At 69.8% G+C, this 19,501-nt stretch carries 13 protein-coding genes; 4 read left to right on the forward strand and 9 right to left on the reverse strand.

Annotated elements, in window-relative coordinates; translation table 11 throughout:
• Nucleotides 1-53 precede the first annotated feature (53 nt).
• The gene (locus SACE_RS24300; protein WP_081468370.1) at nucleotides 54-1,289 is read right to left on the reverse strand and encodes a PucR family transcriptional regulator; all 1,236 of its coding nucleotides are present in this window, start codon (nucleotides 1,287-1,289) and stop codon (nucleotides 54-56) included.
• Nucleotides 1,290-1,776: 487 nt separating this feature from the next.
• Here SACE_RS24300 and SACE_RS39470 point away from each other — a divergent pair, with 487 nt between their 5' ends.
• Nucleotides 1,777-2,199 (forward strand): TraR/DksA family transcriptional regulator, encoded by a 423-nt coding sequence (locus tag SACE_RS39470; RefSeq protein WP_231849756.1) that lies wholly within the window; start codon nucleotides 1,777-1,779, stop codon nucleotides 2,197-2,199.
• Nucleotides 2,200-2,552: 353 nt separating this feature from the next.
• Here SACE_RS39470 and SACE_RS36820 read toward each other — a convergent pair whose 3' ends face one another.
• Genes SACE_RS36820 through SACE_RS24320 form a run of 4 tightly spaced genes read right to left on the reverse strand, consistent with a single transcriptional unit; the run spans nucleotide 2,553 to nucleotide 6,951 of the window.
• Nucleotides 2,553-3,863, reverse strand: a complete 1,311-nt coding sequence (locus tag SACE_RS36820) for an MFS transporter (RefSeq protein ID WP_021341446.1) — start codon at nucleotides 3,861-3,863, stop codon at nucleotides 2,553-2,555.
• Nucleotides 3,860-5,044, reverse strand: a complete 1,185-nt coding sequence (locus tag SACE_RS24310; RefSeq protein WP_009948927.1) for an acyl-CoA dehydrogenase family protein — start codon at nucleotides 5,042-5,044, stop codon at nucleotides 3,860-3,862. Before SACE_RS24310 ends, SACE_RS36820 begins: the two co-directional genes overlap by 4 nt.
• A 9-nt stretch (nucleotides 5,045-5,053) precedes the next feature.
• Nucleotides 5,054-6,610 carry an acyl-CoA synthetase gene (locus SACE_RS24315; protein WP_009948925.1) on the reverse strand — a complete coding sequence of 519 codons (1,557 nt, stop codon included), beginning with the start codon at nucleotides 6,608-6,610 and terminating at the stop codon, nucleotides 5,054-5,056.
• Nucleotides 6,611-6,639: 29 nt separating this feature from the next.
• Nucleotides 6,640-6,951 (reverse strand): hypothetical protein, encoded by a 312-nt coding sequence (locus tag SACE_RS24320; protein ID WP_009948924.1) that lies wholly within the window; start codon nucleotides 6,949-6,951, stop codon nucleotides 6,640-6,642.
• Nucleotides 6,952-7,268: 317 nt separating this feature from the next.
• Between SACE_RS24320 and SACE_RS24325 the strand changes: the two genes are divergently transcribed.
• Nucleotides 7,269-7,841: a TetR/AcrR family transcriptional regulator gene (locus tag SACE_RS24325; RefSeq protein ID WP_231849757.1), complete on the forward strand. Its 573-nt coding sequence runs from the start codon at nucleotides 7,269-7,271 to the stop codon at nucleotides 7,839-7,841.
• A gap of 1,110 nt (nucleotides 7,842-8,951) precedes the next feature.
• Here SACE_RS24325 and SACE_RS24330 read toward each other — a convergent pair.
• Nucleotides 8,952-9,395 carry an RrF2 family transcriptional regulator gene (locus SACE_RS24330; RefSeq protein ID WP_031334239.1) on the reverse strand — a complete coding sequence of 148 codons (444 nt, stop codon included), beginning with the start codon at nucleotides 9,393-9,395 and terminating at the stop codon, nucleotides 8,952-8,954.
• Nucleotides 9,396-9,545: 150 nt separating this feature from the next.
• On the opposite strand from SACE_RS24330, the gene SACE_RS24335 reads away from it, so the two are divergent.
• Together SACE_RS24335 and SACE_RS24340 are read left to right on the forward strand one after the other, a co-directional pair.
• The gene (locus SACE_RS24335; RefSeq protein ID WP_009948920.1) at nucleotides 9,546-10,664 is read left to right on the forward strand and encodes an NADH:flavin oxidoreductase; all 1,119 of its coding nucleotides are present in this window, start codon (nucleotides 9,546-9,548) and stop codon (nucleotides 10,662-10,664) included.
• Nucleotides 10,665-10,998: 334 nt separating this feature from the next.
• Complete coding sequence (locus tag SACE_RS24340) at nucleotides 10,999-14,355, forward strand: TM0106 family RecB-like putative nuclease (protein ID WP_009948919.1); 3,357 nt, start codon at nucleotides 10,999-11,001, stop codon at nucleotides 14,353-14,355.
• Nucleotides 14,356-14,453: 98 nt separating this feature from the next.
• Here the strand turns inward: SACE_RS24340 and SACE_RS24345 are convergent, their stop codons facing one another.
• From SACE_RS24345 to SACE_RS40280, 3 genes are all read right to left on the reverse strand, one after another.
• On the reverse strand, nucleotides 14,454-15,905 hold the full coding sequence (locus SACE_RS24345) for an amidase (protein ID WP_011874565.1): 1,452 nt from the start codon (nucleotides 15,903-15,905) through the stop codon (nucleotides 14,454-14,456).
• A 670-nt stretch (nucleotides 15,906-16,575) separates the two neighbouring features.
• Nucleotides 16,576-19,320 carry a DUF6493 family protein gene (locus tag SACE_RS24350; protein WP_009948917.1) on the reverse strand — a complete coding sequence of 915 codons (2,745 nt, stop codon included), beginning with the start codon at nucleotides 19,318-19,320 and terminating at the stop codon, nucleotides 16,576-16,578.
• Nucleotides 19,317-19,466, reverse strand: coding sequence for an SWIM zinc finger family protein (locus SACE_RS40280; protein WP_197537710.1), 150 nt, complete (start codon nucleotides 19,464-19,466; stop codon nucleotides 19,317-19,319). The genes SACE_RS24350 and SACE_RS40280 overlap by 4 nt, the downstream gene beginning before the upstream one ends.
• Between the last annotated feature and the right edge of the window lie 35 nt (nucleotides 19,467-19,501).

Raw genomic sequence — 19,501 nt, forward strand, 5'->3', positions numbered from 1 at the left:
GAACCGAACTATTCCAGGTCGTGAACTCGGCTCGGCCGAGGTAGGTGCAACGGTCAGCGTGCCGGCAGCTCATGCTGGGGCCAACCGAAGAACCTTGCGCCCAGCACTGCCGCGTGCAACGTCAAGCGGTGCGCCGGGTTCGTGGGGGCGTGACCGGTGAGCGCCTTCACCCGGTCCAGCCGGTAGGTGACCGCACGCACCGACAAGTGCAGGCGTCGCGCGGTGTCGGTGACCACGCCGCCCGTGGCGAAAAAGGCCTCCAACGTCGCCAGCAGCGGTTCAGCGCCGCCGCGGGCGCGAGTGAGCGGGCCGAGCACCCCTCGCACCAGATCGACCATCGCGGGTTGGTCGCGGAAGAGCACGCGATAGACAAGCAATTCCTCGGCATAGATCACCGGGCTGTCCAGGTGCATCGTGGAGGCCATGGTGAGCGTGTCGCGCGCCTCCTCGTACGAGCGGGCGATGCCGTACGACCCGGCGTAGCCTCGACCGACCGCTATCCGCCAGGGCTTGCCGCGCGGTAGGCGACTCAGCTCCGCGTGCATCCGCTCGCCAAGGCGGCTGGTTCCCTGCGCGCCTGACGTGGCCTTCGGGTCAGCATCTGCGGGCGCCAGCACGACCAGCACACCCTCCTTCGTGGCGACCAGCACGTCGCGGTCGCCCAACCAGTCCAGCATGACCTTTTCGAGAGAACTGGTCGCGGCCTCGGCATTCGTCGACCGGCCGGAGGGGGCCGCCAGCGCCACCCGATGAGTACGACTCAGATCAAGGCCGAACGGCTCTGCGCGCTCCACCAGCCCACCGACATCGGCGTCCCCGCGCAACAGGTCATCGATCAGTTCCCGGCGCAGCGTCTCCTCCCACCGAACCAGCTGGCGGCGAGCCTGCGTGTACCCCTCGGCCAGTGTCGCCACCGAGTCGGCCACCACGTGCAGAACCGCCTCGGCAGCCGCCCTCACCTCCTCCGGGTCGTCCGAGCGGGCCACTTCTGGAAGTTGTCGCCACAGCCGCCAGGCCGCCGAGAGGTAGAGCTCCACCGCGCTCCCGGCCGAGATCCCCAGCTCGGCGGCCCGATGCCCGAGCGCATCCACCACCTTGAGCTCCGAGCGCTTCGGGCGCCGCCCAGTGGCGGCAGCCTCGGCCAGCAGCGGCAGGTAATCACCTAGCAGTTCCACCGGCACACCGCCTGCGGCGCGGCTGGCGGCCTCCGCCACCGCTGCCAACCAAGCCGACGCCGTGTCGGTATCGGACGCCGTGGGTCTGCGCCCTTGGCCCGTTCTGCCGACCATTTCAGTCCCGCCCTCCAGGACTGACCGTTGCCGCGCCGAGCCCACCTCCTGCGCTCTGCGGTGGGCGATCCCGCTGATCAATACGCATCCTCAAGCGGACCGGCTTCGAACACTGCGTGATTCGCCCTCCGCCCAACCATACGTCCAGGTGGGCGGCGTCGACCGCCGCGGTCTCGTGAGGACAGGTCCTGCACAACCCCGTCCGAACACCAACAGTGGCCGGTCTCCCACAGCATGCCGAGGGTCATATGTCCCGGAACTTCCAAGGTCACCCGCCAGTCCCTCACCAGCCTCCGACCGTCACCAGGCGTGGTCGGCCGAGCACGTGCCGTACCCAGGCAAAGAACCGCCGAGTTGTTGGCCGGAAGCAGCCCCGGCCGAGCCGGATGGCGGGCGAGCACTCTGGGAGGTGCCAGGAACGCCGCCCTCGACCTCGTCGAAAGCGCGTTCGGTGCCCGCGTTGGTCATGTTGGAGGGGACAACACGGATGGGTCAGCTCATCGCAAGCCGGAGAACCGGAGTGCCGGAACCACGCCGCCATCACGAGGACTTCTCGCGACAGCGGGAGTACATCGGCAGTCTCGCGGCGCACCTGCCTGCCCTGAGAAGCGCTCTGGAGCAGCAGCTCGCTTTCCGCCGCGAACAGCTCACCGAGCTCGAAGCCCGAAGTCGTACCGGAACCACTGCACGGCACGCTCACCAAGAAGCCGGAGCAGCAATTCGCGAGGTGAATGCCTTGATGATGCGCGGCGCCCGGCGCGCGCTGGCAGACATCGAGGTGGCATTGGCGAGGATGCGTGACGGCATGTACGGCCTCTGCCGTGCGTGCGGGTCCGACATACCGCTGCAACTGCTCACCGCCATCCCCAAGACAACACTGTGCCTGTCCTGCCAACGAACAACCGGCTGACCAGCGACAAGGTACAGATCCAGGGGCAGTTTCGGTTGCTCGATGTCCAGCGCGAGCCGACCGCACGAGATCCCGGTCCTCGTTGCGGGTTCGCGCGGCATGGACATCACGCGGGCACGTCGGCAGGCCAGGTCCCAGCCGACACGCTCGCCTGGTACGCGTCTCCCCGGGCCCCCTGGGGAGACGGAACAGCCGCGGCCAGCGCGGCGCACGTTATAGGTGTACTTGGCCGAGAACTCGCTCAATGTGGATGATGCCCTGACGGGCGAACCAGTCGGCGGCGCGGCGGAGAAACTCCGCGCAGGTGGTGCCTTTCGCCCATGCCCGTCGGACAAGGCAACATCACGGTAGCTTCAGCCTGCGTGGATGGTGATTTCCCGGTGCGGCTTTTCGGCGCTGTCACGGGCATAAGGGCGGTACAAGGCGGCAGAGGCGAGGCCGTTCGCCGCGGTGAGTCCGGCGGTGATGAGAACCAGCGAGGATCGCAGTCCGATCTGGTCGCCGAGGTATCCGGTGAGCAGTGCGTACCCGCCGTAGGCGAGGGACTCGACCAGGTAGACCGAGACGGCGAACGCCATGGCGCGCAGGTGCGGGGGGACGACCGCCATCACCAGTGGGCGGTTCACGACGGGAACCTGGCCCTGGAGCAACCCGAGCATCGCGAACAGCGCTGCGTACGAGGCGATGTTCTCCGCCGTGATCTGCAGCGTGACGAAGGCGATGGCGGCGAAGCCGAGCTGGCTGACCTGGAGCATCACGACGCGGCCACTTCGGGGCAGTGCCAGGTGGAGGCGGTCCAGGACTCGCCCGCCGAGGAGGGTGCCGACGACATACCCGAGGGAGAACGGCACCGCGGCGACCGCGGCGGTCGAGGTCGAGAACCCGCGCTCCTCGACCAGGAACACGATGCCGAAGGTCATCATCACGTTCTGACCTGAGAAGAGGCGCTGGGCGAGCAGGTAGCGGAAGCTCCGGATGCGGAGCAGTTCGCGCAGGCCGTCGCCCGCTTTCCGGACCTCGGCCGCGAGATCACCGCGACGCGGTGCGTGACGGGCGGGTTGGTGCCGGGGATCGTCGAGGAAGACCAGGACCAAGACTCCGACCATCAGGCAGACCGTGCCGGAGAGGAGGTAGCCGTAGCGCCAGCCGTTGTCGAAGTGCGCCAGCGATCCGAACACCGGAGCGCTGGCGCCGGTGATGACGGCGACCCCGGCGTAGAGGATTCCGGTGGCGCGGCCCCGGTGGTGGTCGGCGTAGACGTCGCCGAGGATCTCGAGGGCGATGGCACCGGAGCCGGCGAATCCGGCGGCTCCGATGCTGTAGAGCACGAGGAACGCGGTGAAGTTCGTGGACGTGCCCGCGGCGATGATCCAGACGCCCCAGAACCCGGAGCAGATCGCCAGCACGGACCGCCGCGAGTACCGCCGGCCCAGCATCGCCCAGGGGACGCTTGTGGCGGCGCCTGCGACCTTGGCGACCGCCGTGATCGTGCCCAGTGCTGCCGCCGACAGCCCGAAGGCGTCACGCATGAGCGGGAACATCACCGTGGTGATGCTGTTCTCCGCGTTGTCCATGGACGTCGATGCGGTGAGCAGAGCGAGGTTCTTGCCGCGCGACAGGCGCGTTCCGTGCCCGGGTGCCCCTTTCGGCCGGGCGGCGCTCACCGCGCCGCTCCGGCCGCGAGCCCCTTGGCGATCGCGTTCTTGTGGATCTCGGTGGTGCCGGTGACGATCCGGAACATGCGCAGGGCGCGGAAGATCTGTTCCACCTCATGTCCCTGCGTGACGCCGGTCTTGCCGTGGATCTGCACCGCGAGGTCGGCCACCCGGAAGGCAGCCTCGGCGGTGAACAGCTTGCACATGTTGGCCTCGACCACGACCGGCTCACCGCGGTCGGCCTGGGCCGCTGTTCCCAGCACCATCGCACGGGCGGCGTGCAGGTCGGTGGACATCTGCGCGAGGTGGTGCTGGATCGCCTGCAACTCGATCATGGGGCCGCCGAAGACGGTGCGGTATCGGGCGTAGTCCAGCGACAGCTGGAGGGCGCGCCGGGCAAGGCCGATCATGGTGGGGCAGTGCAGCAGTCGGTTCATGTTGATCCGGCCGACGCCGACCTGGAGCCCCTTGCCGAGGGGACCGAGCACGTTGGTGGCGGGCACGAAGCAGTCCTCCAGGAGGACGTCGCCCTCGATGTGCTGGCCGGACATCGGGGTTTCGCCATCGAGTGCGGTGCAGCCCGCGGCGTCGAAGTCGACGATGAACGCGCTGTAGGTCTCGCCCTCGTCGCGGTGGCGGGCGACCACGATCGCGAAGTCGGCGAAGGGTGCCGCGGAGCTGAAGACCTTGCGACCGGTCAGCCGGTAGCCGTCGCCGTCGCGTCGGGCGGTCGTGGTCATCCGCCGGATGTCGGACCCGGCTCCGGGTTCGGTGAGGGAGAAGCAGCAGGCGCGTTCACCGCGGACCACTGGGAGGAAGTACCGCTCCAGCTGCTCTGGCGTGGCGGCGTTGAGCGCCACGCCCACCCGAAGCGGCCCGCCCATGTCGCCCAAGACGTTGGGGAACAGCGCCGACCCGCGGGCTGCGGCTTCCTCCTTGAGCACGCACAGATCGTGGTGCGCCAGCCCGTGGCCGCCCAGCTCTGGTGGCAGGTTGATGCCGTAGAAGCCGAGCTCGCGGCTCCGCCGCCACACCTGTCGCAGCGTCGCCCGGTCGACGCGGGTTTCGGCGGTGATGGCCTGCTCGCGCTCGAACGGGATCAGCTCCTCGTCGAGGTAGGCCCGCAGCTTGACGATCCACTCCTGCAGCTCGGGCAGGTGGCGGTAGTCGGGTTCGAGGGTGAAGGTCATCGGGCCTCCTCAGTTGACCCGGCGCTCGGCGCCGGTCCAGTAGGTCTCGCGGATCGCCTTCCGGTCGATCTTCCCGTTCTGGTTGATCGGCAAGGCTTCGACGAAGTCGACCGATCGCGGACGCTTCATGCGCGCCAGGCGCTCGCCGCAGAACTCGATCAGCGACTCAGCGTCCACAGCGGATCCCCGACGCCGCACCGCCACGGCCTTGACCGCCTCGCCCCACTGGTCGTCGGGCACGCCGACGACGGCTGCGTCGCAGATGTCGGGGTGCCGGTGCAGCACCGCCTCCACTTCCACGCAGTAGATGTTGAATCCGCCGGAAATGATCATGTCCTTCTTGCGGTCGACGATGAACACGTAGCCGTCCTCGCGGCGGGTGGCCAGGTCGCCGGTGAAGAACCAGCCGTCGCGGAAGCTGCATGCGGTCAGCTTCGGGGCTTCGTAGTAGCCGGGTACCACCTCGGGGCCGCGGACCACGATCTCGCCCACCTCGCCGGGCGGCACCTCTCGGAAGTCGTCGTCCACGACGAGGACCTCGGCTTCGGTGGAAGGTCGTCCGCACGAGGACAGCAGCTCCTGCTCGCCGTCCTCGATGGCGCGCCGGTGGTCTTCGGTGGTGAGGAACATGACCGCCGAGGTGGTCTCGCCGGCCCCGTACGCCTGCGCCAGGACCGGGCCGAAGAAGTCCCAGGCCGCGCGAATGCGGGTCGGCGTCATCGGGGCGGCGCCGTACACCACGCGTTCCAGGCTGCACAGGTCGAAGTCGTCGCGCGAACAGGCCTGCAGGATGGAGTTGATCATCGTCGGGATGAGCAGGGCGTGCGTCACGCGCTCCCGCTGGATGGTGTCCAGCACCTGCTCGGGCTCGAAGCCGCGCAGCACCACGAGGCAGCCACCGGCGAACGCGGTGCCGATGATCGGCATTCCCGACGCGTGCGTGATCGGGCCGACCAGCAGTTGTCGCTGGCCGGTACCGACGCGGGCTTCGGGGCTGGAGGCCGACTTGCGCATGAGGGCCAGCCGGTTGCCCTGCGTCTGGACCGCCGCCTTGAGGGCTCCGGTGGAGCCGGAGGTGAAGTGCAGCACTGCGGGATCCTCCGGGCGCACTTGCGCCCAGGCCGGCGGCGCGTCGGTTCGGGACAGGAAGTCGGCGTAGCTGTGCTGCGCGCCCTCGGCGCCCGGGAGCCCGACCACGTGCTCGACCGGGCTGTCCGCAGCGGCGGCGACCGCCGCCGGCATGTGCTCGGGACCGGCGAGGAGGACGCGGGCACCGGATTCGCGCAACAAGTGCGCGACCTCGCCCTCGCTCAGCCGGGCGTTGATCGGAACCCGCACCAAACCGCCCTTGTAGAGCGCGAACTCGGTCACCACGAGTTCGGCGCAGTTCCAGGACAGCGTGGCGACCCGATCACCTGCGACCAGACCGAGGTCTTGGAGCGCGGCGGCGAGCCGGTCGGAGTCGTGGTCGAGCTGGGCGTAGGTCAGCCGGGTCTGCTCGCAGACGACGGCCTCGGCGTTGGGCTGGTGCACCGCGTTGCGGCGCAGGAACTGGGCGAGGTTCACGTGTGCTCTCCTCCGGTGGATCGGGAAGGTCAGCGGGTCGCGTGTGCGGCCGGCGTCCGAGCGGCGAGGAGCGCCAGCGCGGCGGCTTGGTCGCTGAGGACGGCGTCGTCGAACACCGCGTGCGGGGAGTGGTTCGGCGCAGGAGTCCCGTCGAGGTCGGGTGGACTCGCCGGCAGCATCAGCATCATTGCCGGCACGCGCTGAGCGATGCAGGAGAAGTCCTCCGCGCCCATGCTCGCCCGTCGGAGCGCCACGAGTTCGGGTAGCAGTACCTGCGCCTGGGCGATGGAGCGTTCGGCCGGCGCAGCCGTGGACCGGGGGCCCTCATCAGCGATCGCCACAGACACACTCCACAATCGAACAGATTGTATGTTTTTGAACTGAGTGTATGAGATCGTAGGATGAGTCACGCCGATGGTCAATGCGCCTCAACTGCTCGGGGTCGCCGCCGCGGCGACGGCGACGACTACGAATCGCGTCTTCGGACGCGGGGCCGCGTCCCCGGTTGACACCAGAGCCGACCGCGGTCTCGGCGCGCTGCCCTTCGCACCGCCACCCACGCCGGGTGGGGAATCATGAGAGCGCGACCCGCCGAACCGAGGAGCCGATGGAGAGGAGCCGGGCCATGCCACCGCAGTCCGGAGGCGGCGACCGACGAGTGCGCCGCACCCGCCGCGCGATCCGCGAGGCGCTCATCGAGCTGTGCACCGAACAGAGCTTCGGTTCACTCACCGTCGAGGACCTCCTCGACCGCGCGGACGTGGCGAGGGCGACCTTCTACGCCCACTACCGAGCCAAGGAGGACATCCTCGTCGACATCGTGCGTTCGCTCACCGCCGATCGGGCTGCGTGGATGGCGGAGTACGAGGCGCAGCATCCTGACGGCTTCACCGGCGATCCCCTGCGCAGCATCTTCACGCACGCCGAGAAGAACAAGGCGGTCTACCGGGTGATCCTCCAGGGCGCCGGCGACGGCCGGCCGTTGCGCGAGTTCTACGAACGCACCAGCGACGAAGCCGAGGCGCTGTTCCGGGCACGCGCCGAACAATCCGGCCACACCCCGCGCATCCCCGTGGAATTCGTCGCGCGCGCGTGGGCGGGCGAGCTGATCGGGGCGCTCGCGTGGTGGCTCGAGCACGACACGGAATACACAGCCGACCAGGTAGCCACCATGCTCAGCGACCTCTCGGCACGCGGACGCCGCTGGGCCGCGGGACCCGCATCTGGATGAGGCATCAGGACGGTGGCCTGGCGACGAGTCAGGCCCGTTGGCCGTCGCACGCCGTGGTCACGCACCGGGCGAGGACATCATCGCCGCTCGACCTCTCGATCGGCGCCTACGGCGACGACCATCGCGACCGAGCCGTGCTCGTCACCATCGCCCGCAAACGCGCAACAGGCACGCCGATTCCCGCAGCGCAGGTCGTCCTCATCGGAGACACGCCCAGCGATGTCGACGCAGCCTTACTGCGGGCGCCCAGATCATCGCCGTCGCCAGCGGCACGCCTGAACCGCGACACGCATGATTACGAAAAAAGGGTCCTCACAGGTTCCGACCTGCGAAGACACTTTCGACCGTCGGGACAGCGGGATTCGAACCCACGACCCCTTGACTCCCAGATCAAGCAAGGGTCAACGGCATGCTCAAGCTCATTCTTCGAGGTCGATCACCAGTGCAGTCAGGTCCACGCGTGACAATGCGGACTTCGCCGAGGCCACCCAAGCTCGTACAGAACTTGCGGATCGGCCCGAGTCAGCTCGTTCAGCTCAGCAGTGCTCGCTAAGTACGCCTGTGGGCAGTTCATCGACGACATAGCACCAGTCGTGCCGACTCAAGCGGCGGACGAAAGCGGACTTTCTGCAATTCACGGGCGTGTCCATCTCACCGTGGTCGGCCGGACCAAGGGTGAGTCGCGGTGGCCTGTTCGGGTCCCGCCGGTTGGATGTCCCCCGGGGACCGGCAGGACCCGCCAAGCATCGAGGCCGCCGTACTGGGCGGCGTAGTGCTCGGCCGTTGCCCGATCACCGAACCGCACCTCTTGCGTCCGCGTCGTGTGCACGATCTTGACCGCCAACTCGACCTCCCTATCCGGCTCGGAGTTCAGCCACGCCCATATGCTCGCACATCCGTTCGATTGACGCTCGGCGGCGCCCACTTGACGACGAAATCACCTGGCGGGCCGAGTCGTGTGCGGGTTGCAGGCGAACAGCACCGCGGGCAAGGCATCGCCGCACCCATCGGAACCGCGATCGCCGTACCTGATCACCAGTTTCTTCCCGTGCGGCATCCCTGAACCGCCCCGACGACGTCGGGCGAGGCCGGACGGCACGACGACGGGTTCTACTGATCGGGCTCCGCGTCGAGGCTGCGCAGCTCGCCCACACTTTCGGCGAGGGTGCGGTCGCCGAGTGAGGCGAGCACCGCTTGCTCGGCCTCGGCGGTGAGCGCGGCGAAGTACTCGGCCGCGTGCGCGGTGACCAGGCACACCTGCTCCGCCTTCGGAGAGCACGCCCACAGGGGCTTGTCGCCGACCGCACAGCGGTAGATCTCCGCCAGCGTGATCCGATCCGCCGGACGCCCCAGCCGGGCCCCACCCGCGCGGCCCTTGGTGCAGACGACCAGCCCCTCGTTCGTCAGCGGGACCAGGAGCTTGCGGACCAGACTCGGGTTGGCGCGCAGACCGCGCGCCAACTGGGCCGAGCTCAACGCGGTGGAGCCGTCTTCGGCGGCGAGCGCCAGGAACAGCATCACCTGCAGCGCGCGGGAGAACCGGATGTCCAACATGGTCTCCACCTCCGCCCGCAGATCAGGACCGAGCTTACGCGACGCCCGCTCCCGTCCCAGACTAGCAATCATCACAGTTACACTTCGGAGGACGAAATGTATGTTTGACTTGCACACTTAAACGCACACGCACGGCAGGAGATCGACACGGTGAGCACCCGCGCAGCTCAGGCACTGTCCCGCCCGTTCACGCTGGGTTCGGCCACGCTGGCGAACCGGATCGTCATGGCCCCGATGACCCGCCAGCACTCCCCCGGCGGCGTTCCCGGCGAGGACGTGGCCGCCTACTACGCCCGCCGCGCCGCGGCGGGGACCGGCCTGATCATCACCGAGGGCACCTTCGTCGACCACCGGTCCGCCGGTTTCAGCGGCGAGGTCCCCCGCTTCCACGGCGAGCAGCAACTCGCCGGGTGGAGCCGGGTCGTGGAGGCGGTGCACGCGCACGGCGGCAAGATCATGCCCCAGATCTGGCACGTGGGGATCCAGCGGCCGGCCGGAGCACCGCCGTTCCCCGAAGCCCCGAGCGTAGGGCCGTCCGGGCTCGCGTTGGACGGCACCCCCGCGGGCGAGGCGATGACGCTGTCCGACATCGACGACGTCATCCGCGCTTTCGCCGACGCCGCGCAGCAGGCCGAGCGGATCGGCTTCGACGGCGTGGAACTGCACGGCGCGCACGGCTACCTCATCGACCAGTTCCTGTGGGAGCGCACCAACCGGCGCACCGACTCCTACGGCGGCGACCTGGTCTCCCGGACGAAGTTCGCCGCCGACATCGTGGCCGCCATCCGCGAGCGGGTCGCGCCCGACTTCCCCGTCGTGCTGCGGTTCTCCCAGTGGAAGGCCGACCACTACGACGCCCGGCTCGCCGAGGACCCCGGTGAGCTGGAGACCGTGCTCACCCCGCTGGCCGACGCCGGAGTCGACGCCTTCCACGCCTCCGGCCGCCGCTACTGGCAGCCGGAGTTCCCCGACTCCGGATCGAACCTCAACATCGCCGGATGGACGAAGAAGGTCACCGGCAAGCCGGTCATCACCGTCGGCTCGGTCGGCCTCGACAGCGTCTTCGAGCCCTCCTCCCTCACCGGCGCCGCCGGCGCAAAGGTGGAGAGCATCGAACTGCTCCTCGACCGCCTGGAACAAGACGAGTTCGACCTGGTCGCCGTCGGACGCGCATTGCTCGCCGACCCGCAATGGGCCGACAAGGTACTCAACGACCGACTGACCGACCTCGTCGCGTTCAACAAGGACGCGGTGCAGTCCCTGCACTGACCGGCAGGAACCCGTGGCCCGGCAACGGAAAGGCGCCGGGCCACGGGTGTGACAGGCCGCCGCTCTAAGGACCCTCACAGGCTTTGACCTGCGATTCCCTTGTCAGAGCATGCGACGGTGCTCCACGGTCCCACGAACAGCGACCCGTAGTTTGGTGAGGATCTTTCACCGTCGAAAACCTGCACCGCTACGTCACGGAAGCGGTCGGTCTACGTCGCCTGGATGCGGGACCTGGCGCCGTTGCCACCGCAGCGGTGATCGCGCGCCGCGAGCCAGGGCGTGTCGGCACCCACGGCGCCGACCTGGACGGGCGCGCATGTCAGACTGCCAGGCGATGCATACCCCGTCCGACCTCGCCGACCTGCTCGAATGCGAGCACCGCAGCATCCTCAAGCAGGCGTTGGCGGCGGGATTGCCCGGCGCGCCGCGCCCGAGCTCCGCGCCCGACCGGCTGGCCGTCAAGCACGGCCGCGCGCACGAGGCAGCCACGCTCGAACGGCTGCGTGGCGAGCGCGAGACCGTGATCGAAGTCGACGAGCGCGACCAGGTCGCCGCCGCGAAGGCCACCGAGGAAGCGCTGCGGGCGAGCGCGCCGGTGGTCTACCAGGCTGTTTTCCACGACGGCGAGTTCTCCGGCCGCGCCGATTTCCTGCTCCGCGACCACCAGGGCCGCTACGAGGTCTACGACACGAAGCTCGCGCGGCACGCGAAGCCGTCCGCGGTCGTGCAGCTCACCGCGTACGCCGACGCGTTGCGCCGTGCCGGTTGGCCGGCCGGGCCGGAGATGCACCTGCTGCTCGGTGACGGCACCACACGCAGCCTGCGCGTCGACGATTTCCTGCCGCTGCTCGATCGCCTCCGCGACCGGCTGGTCACCCGGCCGCCACGGCTGCCGGAACGCATGTGGGCCGACGAACGCCCCGCCTGCACCGGCTGCGGCTTCGCTGACCACTGCTCGTCCGCACGTGAGGCGGACCGGGATCTGTCGCTGGTCGCGGGCATGCGTGGCGAACAGCGGCGCAAGCTCGTGACGGCCGGGCTCGGCACGATCGACGCACTCGCCACCGCCGAGCCGGCGGACCGGCCGCGTGACATGTCGGTGGGCACGTTCACGACCTTGCGCGCGCAGGCCGCGATCCAGGTGCGGCAGGACGAAACCGGAGAATTGGCGTACGAGGTCATCGACCCGTCGGCGCTGGCCGAGCTGCCACCACCGAGCCCGGGCGACATCTTCTTCGACATGGAAGGCGACCCGTATGCGCTCGCCGGCGCCGGGCTGGAGTACCTGTTCGGCGCCGTCACGCCCGACGCGCGCTTCACACCGTTCTGGGCGCATACGCGGGCGCAGGAGAAGCGTGCTTTCGAGGAGTTCATCGACTTCGCCACCGCCAGGCTGACCGACGATCCGGACGCGCACGTCTTCCACTACGCGCCGTACGAGGTCACAGCCGTCAAGCGGCTCGCCGCGGTGCACGGAACCCGCGAGGAAGCGGTTGACGAACTGCTGCGCAGCGGCCGGATGATCGACCTGTACGCCGTCGTGCGCAAGGCTTTGCGCGTCGGCCAGCGGTCGTACTCGATCAAGTACCTCGAACCGCTGTACATGCCGGAAGCCCGCGACGGCGACGTGAAGACGGCCGCGTCGAGCATCGAGGCCTACGAGGACTACCTGACCCTCGCCAAGGCCGGCGACGTCGAAGAGGCCGACGAGGTGCTGCGCGGCATCGCCGAATACAACGAGTACGACTGCGTGTCCACGTTGCGGCTGCTGGAGTTCCTGCACCGCGTCCGCGAGGAAGCGGGCATCGAGCTCGCAACCCCGGCACCGGAGTCCGAAGTGGACGCCCTCCTGCGGCAGACGGAGGAGGAAGAGGCCGCGCTGCGCAGGGCCGAACGCGCGTCCGCGTTGGCGGCGCTGGTCGACCCGCTGCTCGACGGCCTGCCCGATGATCCCGCCGACTTCACCTCGGACGACCACGCTCGCGCCCTGCTCGCCGCCTCTGTCGGATACCACCGGCGCGAGACGAACCCGGCGTGGTGGGAGTTCTTCCGGCAGCTCGCCGCACCGGTCGGCGACCTGGAGGTGGACACGACCTGTGCGGTGCCGGTGTCGGTGTCCGCGGGGGAATGGGTGCCGCCGTCGGGACGGCTGCGCACGGCCAAGCGCACGCTCACAGTGGCCTGCGACCCGGACCGGCCGCATCCGTTCGCGGTCGGGGACAGCGTGCGGCTGCGGTACGGCGCCGACGCGCGGGACGCGAAAGTCGTGGCGGCGTCGGCGGTCGAGTTGACGCTGGAGGAGAGCAGCGCACCGGACAGCACGTCGAACGAGCGACCGGTCGCGGTCCTGCCGGGCGGCCCGGTGCGGCCCGCGCCGAAGGACCAGGCCGTGGCCGACCTGGCCCGGCTGGTCGGGGAATCGCTCCCGGAGCTGCCCGCGCATCCGGGCGTGGACCTGCTGCGCCGGATCCCCCGGTTGCGCGGCGGTGCGCTGCCCGCACCCGGCGAGGACTCGGTGGCCACCGTGATCGAGGCGGTCGACGCGCTCGACGGGTCGGTGCTCGCGGTGCAGGGCCCGCCCGGGGCGGGCAAGACGTACTTGGCGGGCAAGCTGATCGCGCACCTCGTGCGGTCCGGGCGCACGGTCGGTGTGACGTCCAACAGCCACAAGGCCGTGGAGAACGTGCTGTCCGCCGCGCTCGGCAACGCGCCGTCGGCGGCGTGCGCGAAACGGCCGCGTCGGGCGCCGGATCCCGCGCTGCCGTGGGAACAGCCGAAAACGAACAACGCGTTGGCCAAATGGCGCGACGAGCACAACGACGGGCACCTCGTCGGCGGCACCGCGTGGACATTCGCGAACGCCGCCGTGCGCGAAGAACCGTTCGACGTACTGGTGATCGACGAGGCCGGGCAGTTCGCGCTCGCGGATGCGCTGGCCGTGTCGATGTGCGCGAAGAACGTGGTGCTGCTGGGCGATCCGCAGCAGCTGCCGCAGGTCGTGCAGGGCACGCACCCGGCGGGTGCAGAGGCGTCGGCGTTGGGGCACCTGATCGGCGGCGCGGACATCATGCCGCCCGAGCTGGGCTACTTCCTGGACCAGACACGGCGCATGCATCCGGCGGTGTGCGCGCCGGTTTCCCGGTTGTCGTACGCGGGTTTGCTGCACTCGCACCCATCCGCGGACCGTTCGGTCGACGGCTTCGCCTCCGGGCTGTACCTCGCGTCGGTGGAGCACCGCGGGAACACCACGCGGTCGATCGAGGAAGCGGAGCAGGTCGTCTCGGTGATCGCGGACCTGCACGGGCGCACGTGGCAGGGCCGTCCGCTGACGGACGCGGATTTCCTCGTGGTGGCGCCGTACAACCTGCAGGCGCGGACGGTCACGCACGCACTGGCCGGCGCCGGTTTCGGCGACGTGCGCGTCGGCACGGTGGACCGGTTCCAAGGCCAGGAAGCCCCGGTGGTGGTGACGACGATGACATCCTCGTCAGCGATCGACCTGCCCCGCGGACTGGATTTCCTGTTGTCCCGCAACCGGTTGAACGTGGCGCTGTCGCGAGCGCAGTCGGTGGCGGTGCTGGTGTGCAGCCCGCGGCTGCTGGAGGCGGACATCCGGACGGTCGAGCAGATGCGGCTCGTCTCCGGGATGCTCGGACTGCTGCGGGACGCCCGCCCCTGGCCCGCTCTCTGACCCCCGACTCCTCGAAGCCCACCACCCTGGGCCAACCAGGATGGGAGTTCTCGACAACGCCTGTCCCTGCCGTATCCCCGCCGGCTGGCCGGTACGCCCTACTTCGGTGCCTGGAAGCCGCCGGTCTTCTGCTCGAGCAGTTCGGCCAGCCGCAGCGGGGTGCGGTCCTCGAACATCGGACCGATGAGCTGCACTCCGACCGGCAGGCCCTCGGGGGACCGGCCCGCGGGTATGGCGGTGGCGGGCAGGCCGGGCATGGTGGCCAGGCCGGCCCAGACGAGCTGGTCGAAGTACGGGTACTCGACGCCGTCGATGTCGATGCGCCGTTCCAGCGGATTGGGGTTGTGGTCGTGCGGGAACGCGGGCGTCGGCGTGATCGGGCACACCACGGCGTCGAACTCGGCGAACAGCTGCCGCCAGCTGTGGCGGTGGAGCTCGCGGCGGTTGTTCGCCTCGATCCAGTCGCGGTGGCTGGACACCATGGCGCGCAGCCGCACGGCGTCAAGACTCTGGTCGTCCGCGCTCAGTCCGGCGGCGCGGGTCCGCAGCTGCTCGTGCGATTCGATGGGGAAACGCGCAACGGAGCCCGAAATCAGCAACCGCATGTAGAGCGTCGCGCCTTCGGTCAGACCGGGCAGCAGCGGACTGTGCCGTTCGACGCGGGCGCCGCCGTCGACCAGCGCGGCGGCCACCCGGTTCACGCCCGCCCGCACGGCGGACCCGGTCGGGATGAGCGGATGCTCGTCGAGGACCAACACCCGGAAGTCGCAGAGCCGCTCGTGGCGGGCGGGCGGCAGTGCCAAACGGTGCGCCACGCCGAACGTCAGCGGGTCCGGTCCGGCCATGACGTCGAGCAGGAGCGTGAGGTCGCGGGCGGTGCGCGCCATCGGACCGACGACGGCGAGGTCGAGGTCGGCCGGTAATGCCGGCTCGGACGGGGGGACCATACCGCGGTTGGCTGCCAGTCCGAGCGTCGGCTTGTGCGCGTAGACGCCGCAGAAATGCGCGGGGGTGCGCAGCGAGCCGGCGATGTCGGAGCCGATGGACAGCGCGCCGAACCCGGACGCCAGGGCCGCCGCCGACCCGCCGGAGGATCCGCCCGGCGTGCGATCGTGATCCCACGGGTTGGTGGTGGTGCCGTAGATCTCGTTGAAGCTCTGTACATCTTGCAGCCCCAACGGCACATTGGTCTTGCCGAGCACCACCGCGCCCGCGGCCTTGAGCCGCGACACCTGTACCGCGTCCTCGGCCGGCATGTAGTTCCGGTGCGGCGGCATGCCCCACGTCGTGGGCAGCCCGGCGATGTTGTACGACTCCTTGACCGTCACCGGAATGCCGAGCAGCGGCCGGTCCTCACCACGCGCGCGTGCCTGATCGGCCCGGTGTGCGGCGGCCCGCGCACGGTCGAAGTCCGGCACGCAGATCGCGTTGATCACCTCGTCGTCGCGCTCGATGCGGGCGATCGCCTCGTCGGTCAGTTCCACCGATGTCACCGCACCGGCGCGCAACGCGGCAACGAGCTCTTCGGCCGTCTGAAAGCTCCACTCCATGAATCCGAAGCTATCGGCCTGCCAAAGAGGACATAAAAATTCGCTTCGCGCAACAGGGAAGCCGAACGGGGCCACCTTCACCGACGAAGTCACGCGCTCGTTCTACCACCGAAGGTGGCCCACCGCAGGTCACAGCGCCGACAGTGGGCCAACTCCCCCCGCACAGGCCATGAAATGTCGCATCCTGCAACAGGATGGATGTCTCAATTCTTGCCCGCTGACCGTTGATGTTCCCGATCGCCCCTCGGGCTTGCCCAGCACATCGCTTGCCGATGGGAAATTGTCGTCATGTTTCCCAACGTCCGCATTGTTTTGCGATCGATTTCTTCCATGTCGACACCATCAGCCTTCGTCGGCTGTACGTCCTGTTCGTCCTGGAGGTTCGTCCCCGCACCGTGCACATCCTCGGAGTCACCCGCCCACCCCGCCGGAGCTTGGACCACCCGAACCGCCCGCAGCCTCCTGGCCGACCTCGGCGACCGCGCCGCATCGTTCCGGTTCCTCACCCGTGACCGCGACACCAAGTACACGCCGCTTGACGCCGGGGCAACGAAATCACTGGTCAGTTACGTGCACCGAGTTTTGGCGCCCTACAGGGGTCTGCGCGCCGGGTTCATGTCGCGGCGTCGGTGGCAGCGCAGTTGGTGGCCTACGCCGAGGTCGACTCGGCTCATAAGCACCCAGGCTGCGCACCTCTTGGCCGGGCCGGGCGACGGCGGGGCAGGCGGCGACGCCGCGGGTTCGCCGTCGCCTGGCAACTGATCACCGGGGTTCGCCACCTCCATCGTGTGCCTTCGTGCGCCCGTGCAGCCTGCGGGCCTCCTTGACGAACCGGCTGGAACCCGGACGCGCCGCCACCTCGGCGAGGCCGGGGACCGGCTCGCCCGGCGGGCAGGTGCCGACACCGAGCGCGAGCAGGTCGGCCAGGCCCGCCCTGGGGCTGTCGCCGTCGGCGGGCAGCAGCCCGGGCAGCGCGGCAGCCACGATCTCGCCCACCTGCGCGCCCGCGCCAGCGTGAACGGCATCGCCCAGCGCCGGCAACCACACGGGAGAGCACCAGCTCCTGGTGGGACACCAGGTGCGCGATCGCCGCGCCCAGGCCCGGGCCGTCGAGTTCGCCGCGTCCGGCAAGCGTGATCAGCGCGTCGACGACGTAGGCGCGGTCGTCCCGCTCGCCGGCTCCGAGCCCGAAGGCCAGCGCGGTGCTCATCCCGTCCCCGCAGGGACCGTGGGCTTCGGCCAACAGCGGCAGCAACGGGCCCATCCGCCTGGCTCCCCCTTCGAGCACCGGAACCAGATGCGCGGCGATCGCGTCCCGGTATGCGGGCAGGACGCTCGGCCAGCAGCCGCGCCAGTGTTCGCCGCCCAGCACGACGGAGCCGATGTCCTGCTCCGGTCGCGAGAACTCCACCTCGACCCGGGTTCGCGGCTCGTAGCTCGGCTGCGGCATGTACCTGCGCACGGGCACCTGCTCCTCCACGCGCGTCGTCCGGGCATCGCCCGATCCGCCGTCGTCGAGCCATCTCGCCACCCACACACCCGGCGGGCCGAGCGCGTCCAGGCGGTCGACCACGGCCGGGTCCACGTGGCGAGGCAGCCGCAGCCGCGCCTGCAGCAGGTCGACCGACCACGGCTCGAACCCCTGCCGGTCCGCCTCTTCCAGCCGGTCGGCCAGCACGTGCGGGTCGATGAGACCGGATGTCTCGGTCGGGGTGGCCATCAGGAACGGGCGCGGGGCGTACACGACGCCGAGAGCGATCTCGTGCAGCCGCTCCATCCACAGCGACAGCTTGTTGATGGGTTCGGTCAGTCGCGCTCGCCAATGTTGGTGAGCAGGCAGATCAGGGATCTCGCTGTCGATGTCGCCCTGTGGATCGCCGAACACACCGCGAATCGTCGTGACGATCTCGCCGGTCTCCGTCGGGCTGTACCAGGGCCGCAGACGGCTCCAGTCCGGCTGTTCCGGCCGGAGCCAGGGCTGCTTGGCCACCAGCGGTTCGAACGCCGCCCGCAGCGCGTCCCGATCAGCGAAGGAGAAGGACACCAGCCCGGCGAGGACCCGTTCGACCTCGACGACGTCGATCTGCCTCGTCTGCTCCCACCTGCCGGGCAGCAGCCTGGCGTAGGCCGCGGCGACCTCGTCCGGAGTCGCCAACGGCGGTGGCATCGGTGCCCGCGCGACACCGGCCAGGACGGGCTCCGGCTCCGGTTCGGCCTCCACCTCACCGAGGACGCCGGACAGCCGTTCCCGCAGATCAGCGGGGAGAGCGGTGGCCGCGTCCGCGAGTTCGTCGCGCACCACCGGGTCGACACCGTGCTTCAGCACGAGCTTCACCGCCCGCTCCTGCACGTCGCGGGCGTCGTGGCCGAAGGCCGTGGCGACCGCCGCCAGCGCCTCCGGCGCGCGCCGGACCACCTCGTCCAGCCAGGACAGCTGGGCGCGGCCGAGCTTCTTCTCGCTGCGGACGAACACCGCACGGCTGACGTCGAGCAGGACGTCCAGGTCGAGCCGCCCGGCGTCGTCGAGCCTGCGGAGCTCGCGCTGCCCCGTGGCCGCCACCCTGGAATGGCAGTCCGGGACCAGCGCGGCGTAATCGCCCGCGCGGGCGGCGAGTTCGTCGAGTCCCGGTGCGAGACCGTCGTGCAGATCCAGCAGCCCACGGCACTGGTCCCGCGTGCCGCCGCGCTGGAGCCGGGCCAGGCAGCCGTCGAGCAGCACGAGGCGGTCGACGACGCCCTCCTCCGCCAGTGCGAGCAGCGCCTTCGGCCAGCCCCCGTCGGCACTGAACCCCGGGGTGGTGATCAGGCGCGCCACGGTGTCCACTTCGAACAGTCGTGGGACCAGCTCGACAAGACGCCGATCGTCGCGGACTGCCTGGACTATTCCCGTCGCGCTGCCGAGGACCCAGGCTCGCCACCGCAATGCGAAGTGGAAGACGTAGCCATCGGTCAACGGCAGGGTGGGGCCGGCGAGTTCGGTGATCAACCACGCCATCTCGTGCCCGGTCGCCGCCCAGCGTTCGCCCCGTGGCCGCAGTCGCGACGCGAGCTTGTCCGCCAAGTCCGGCAACCACGGCACGCCACGCGCCCGCAGCACGTCGAGGACGTGGTCGGCGACCGTCCGCGGCGGGCCGTGCGCACTCCAGTCGTAATCGGTGCGCCCGGGCGTCTCGCCAATCGATCCCCGGGAGAGCCAGGGAGCCAGCGCCGACGCGGACAGGACCGCCGAGCCCGCGATCGCCAGCGCCGAGCGCATCAGCCAGTCGCGGCCCTCCAGGCGCAGGTCGCGCTCGTACTCGGTCAGCGGCTTGACCAGCGCGCGCCGCTGGTCCGCCGGCAGATCCGACACCTCCTCCTTCACGCCGAAGGCGTCGTCGCTCTCGATCAGTTCCCGCAACTTCGGCCAGTCGGTCATGCGTTCCCCCTTGCGATGTCAACTGCGAGCACGTGCTTGCACTTGCCCCGGCTGCCGCCGTGCTCCACCCACCACTGGCACGTGCACGCGATGCGCGTGGTCGCCGACCAGGACCGTCGCGACTTCGCCTTCGATGCGCACCGCACCGGCTTCGACCAGGGCCCTGGCGTTCCGCAGACGC

It is taken from the genome of Saccharopolyspora erythraea NRRL 2338 (assembly GCF_000062885.1).
GTDB classification, from domain to species: domain Bacteria; phylum Actinomycetota; class Actinomycetes; order Mycobacteriales; family Pseudonocardiaceae; genus Saccharopolyspora_D; species Saccharopolyspora_D erythraea.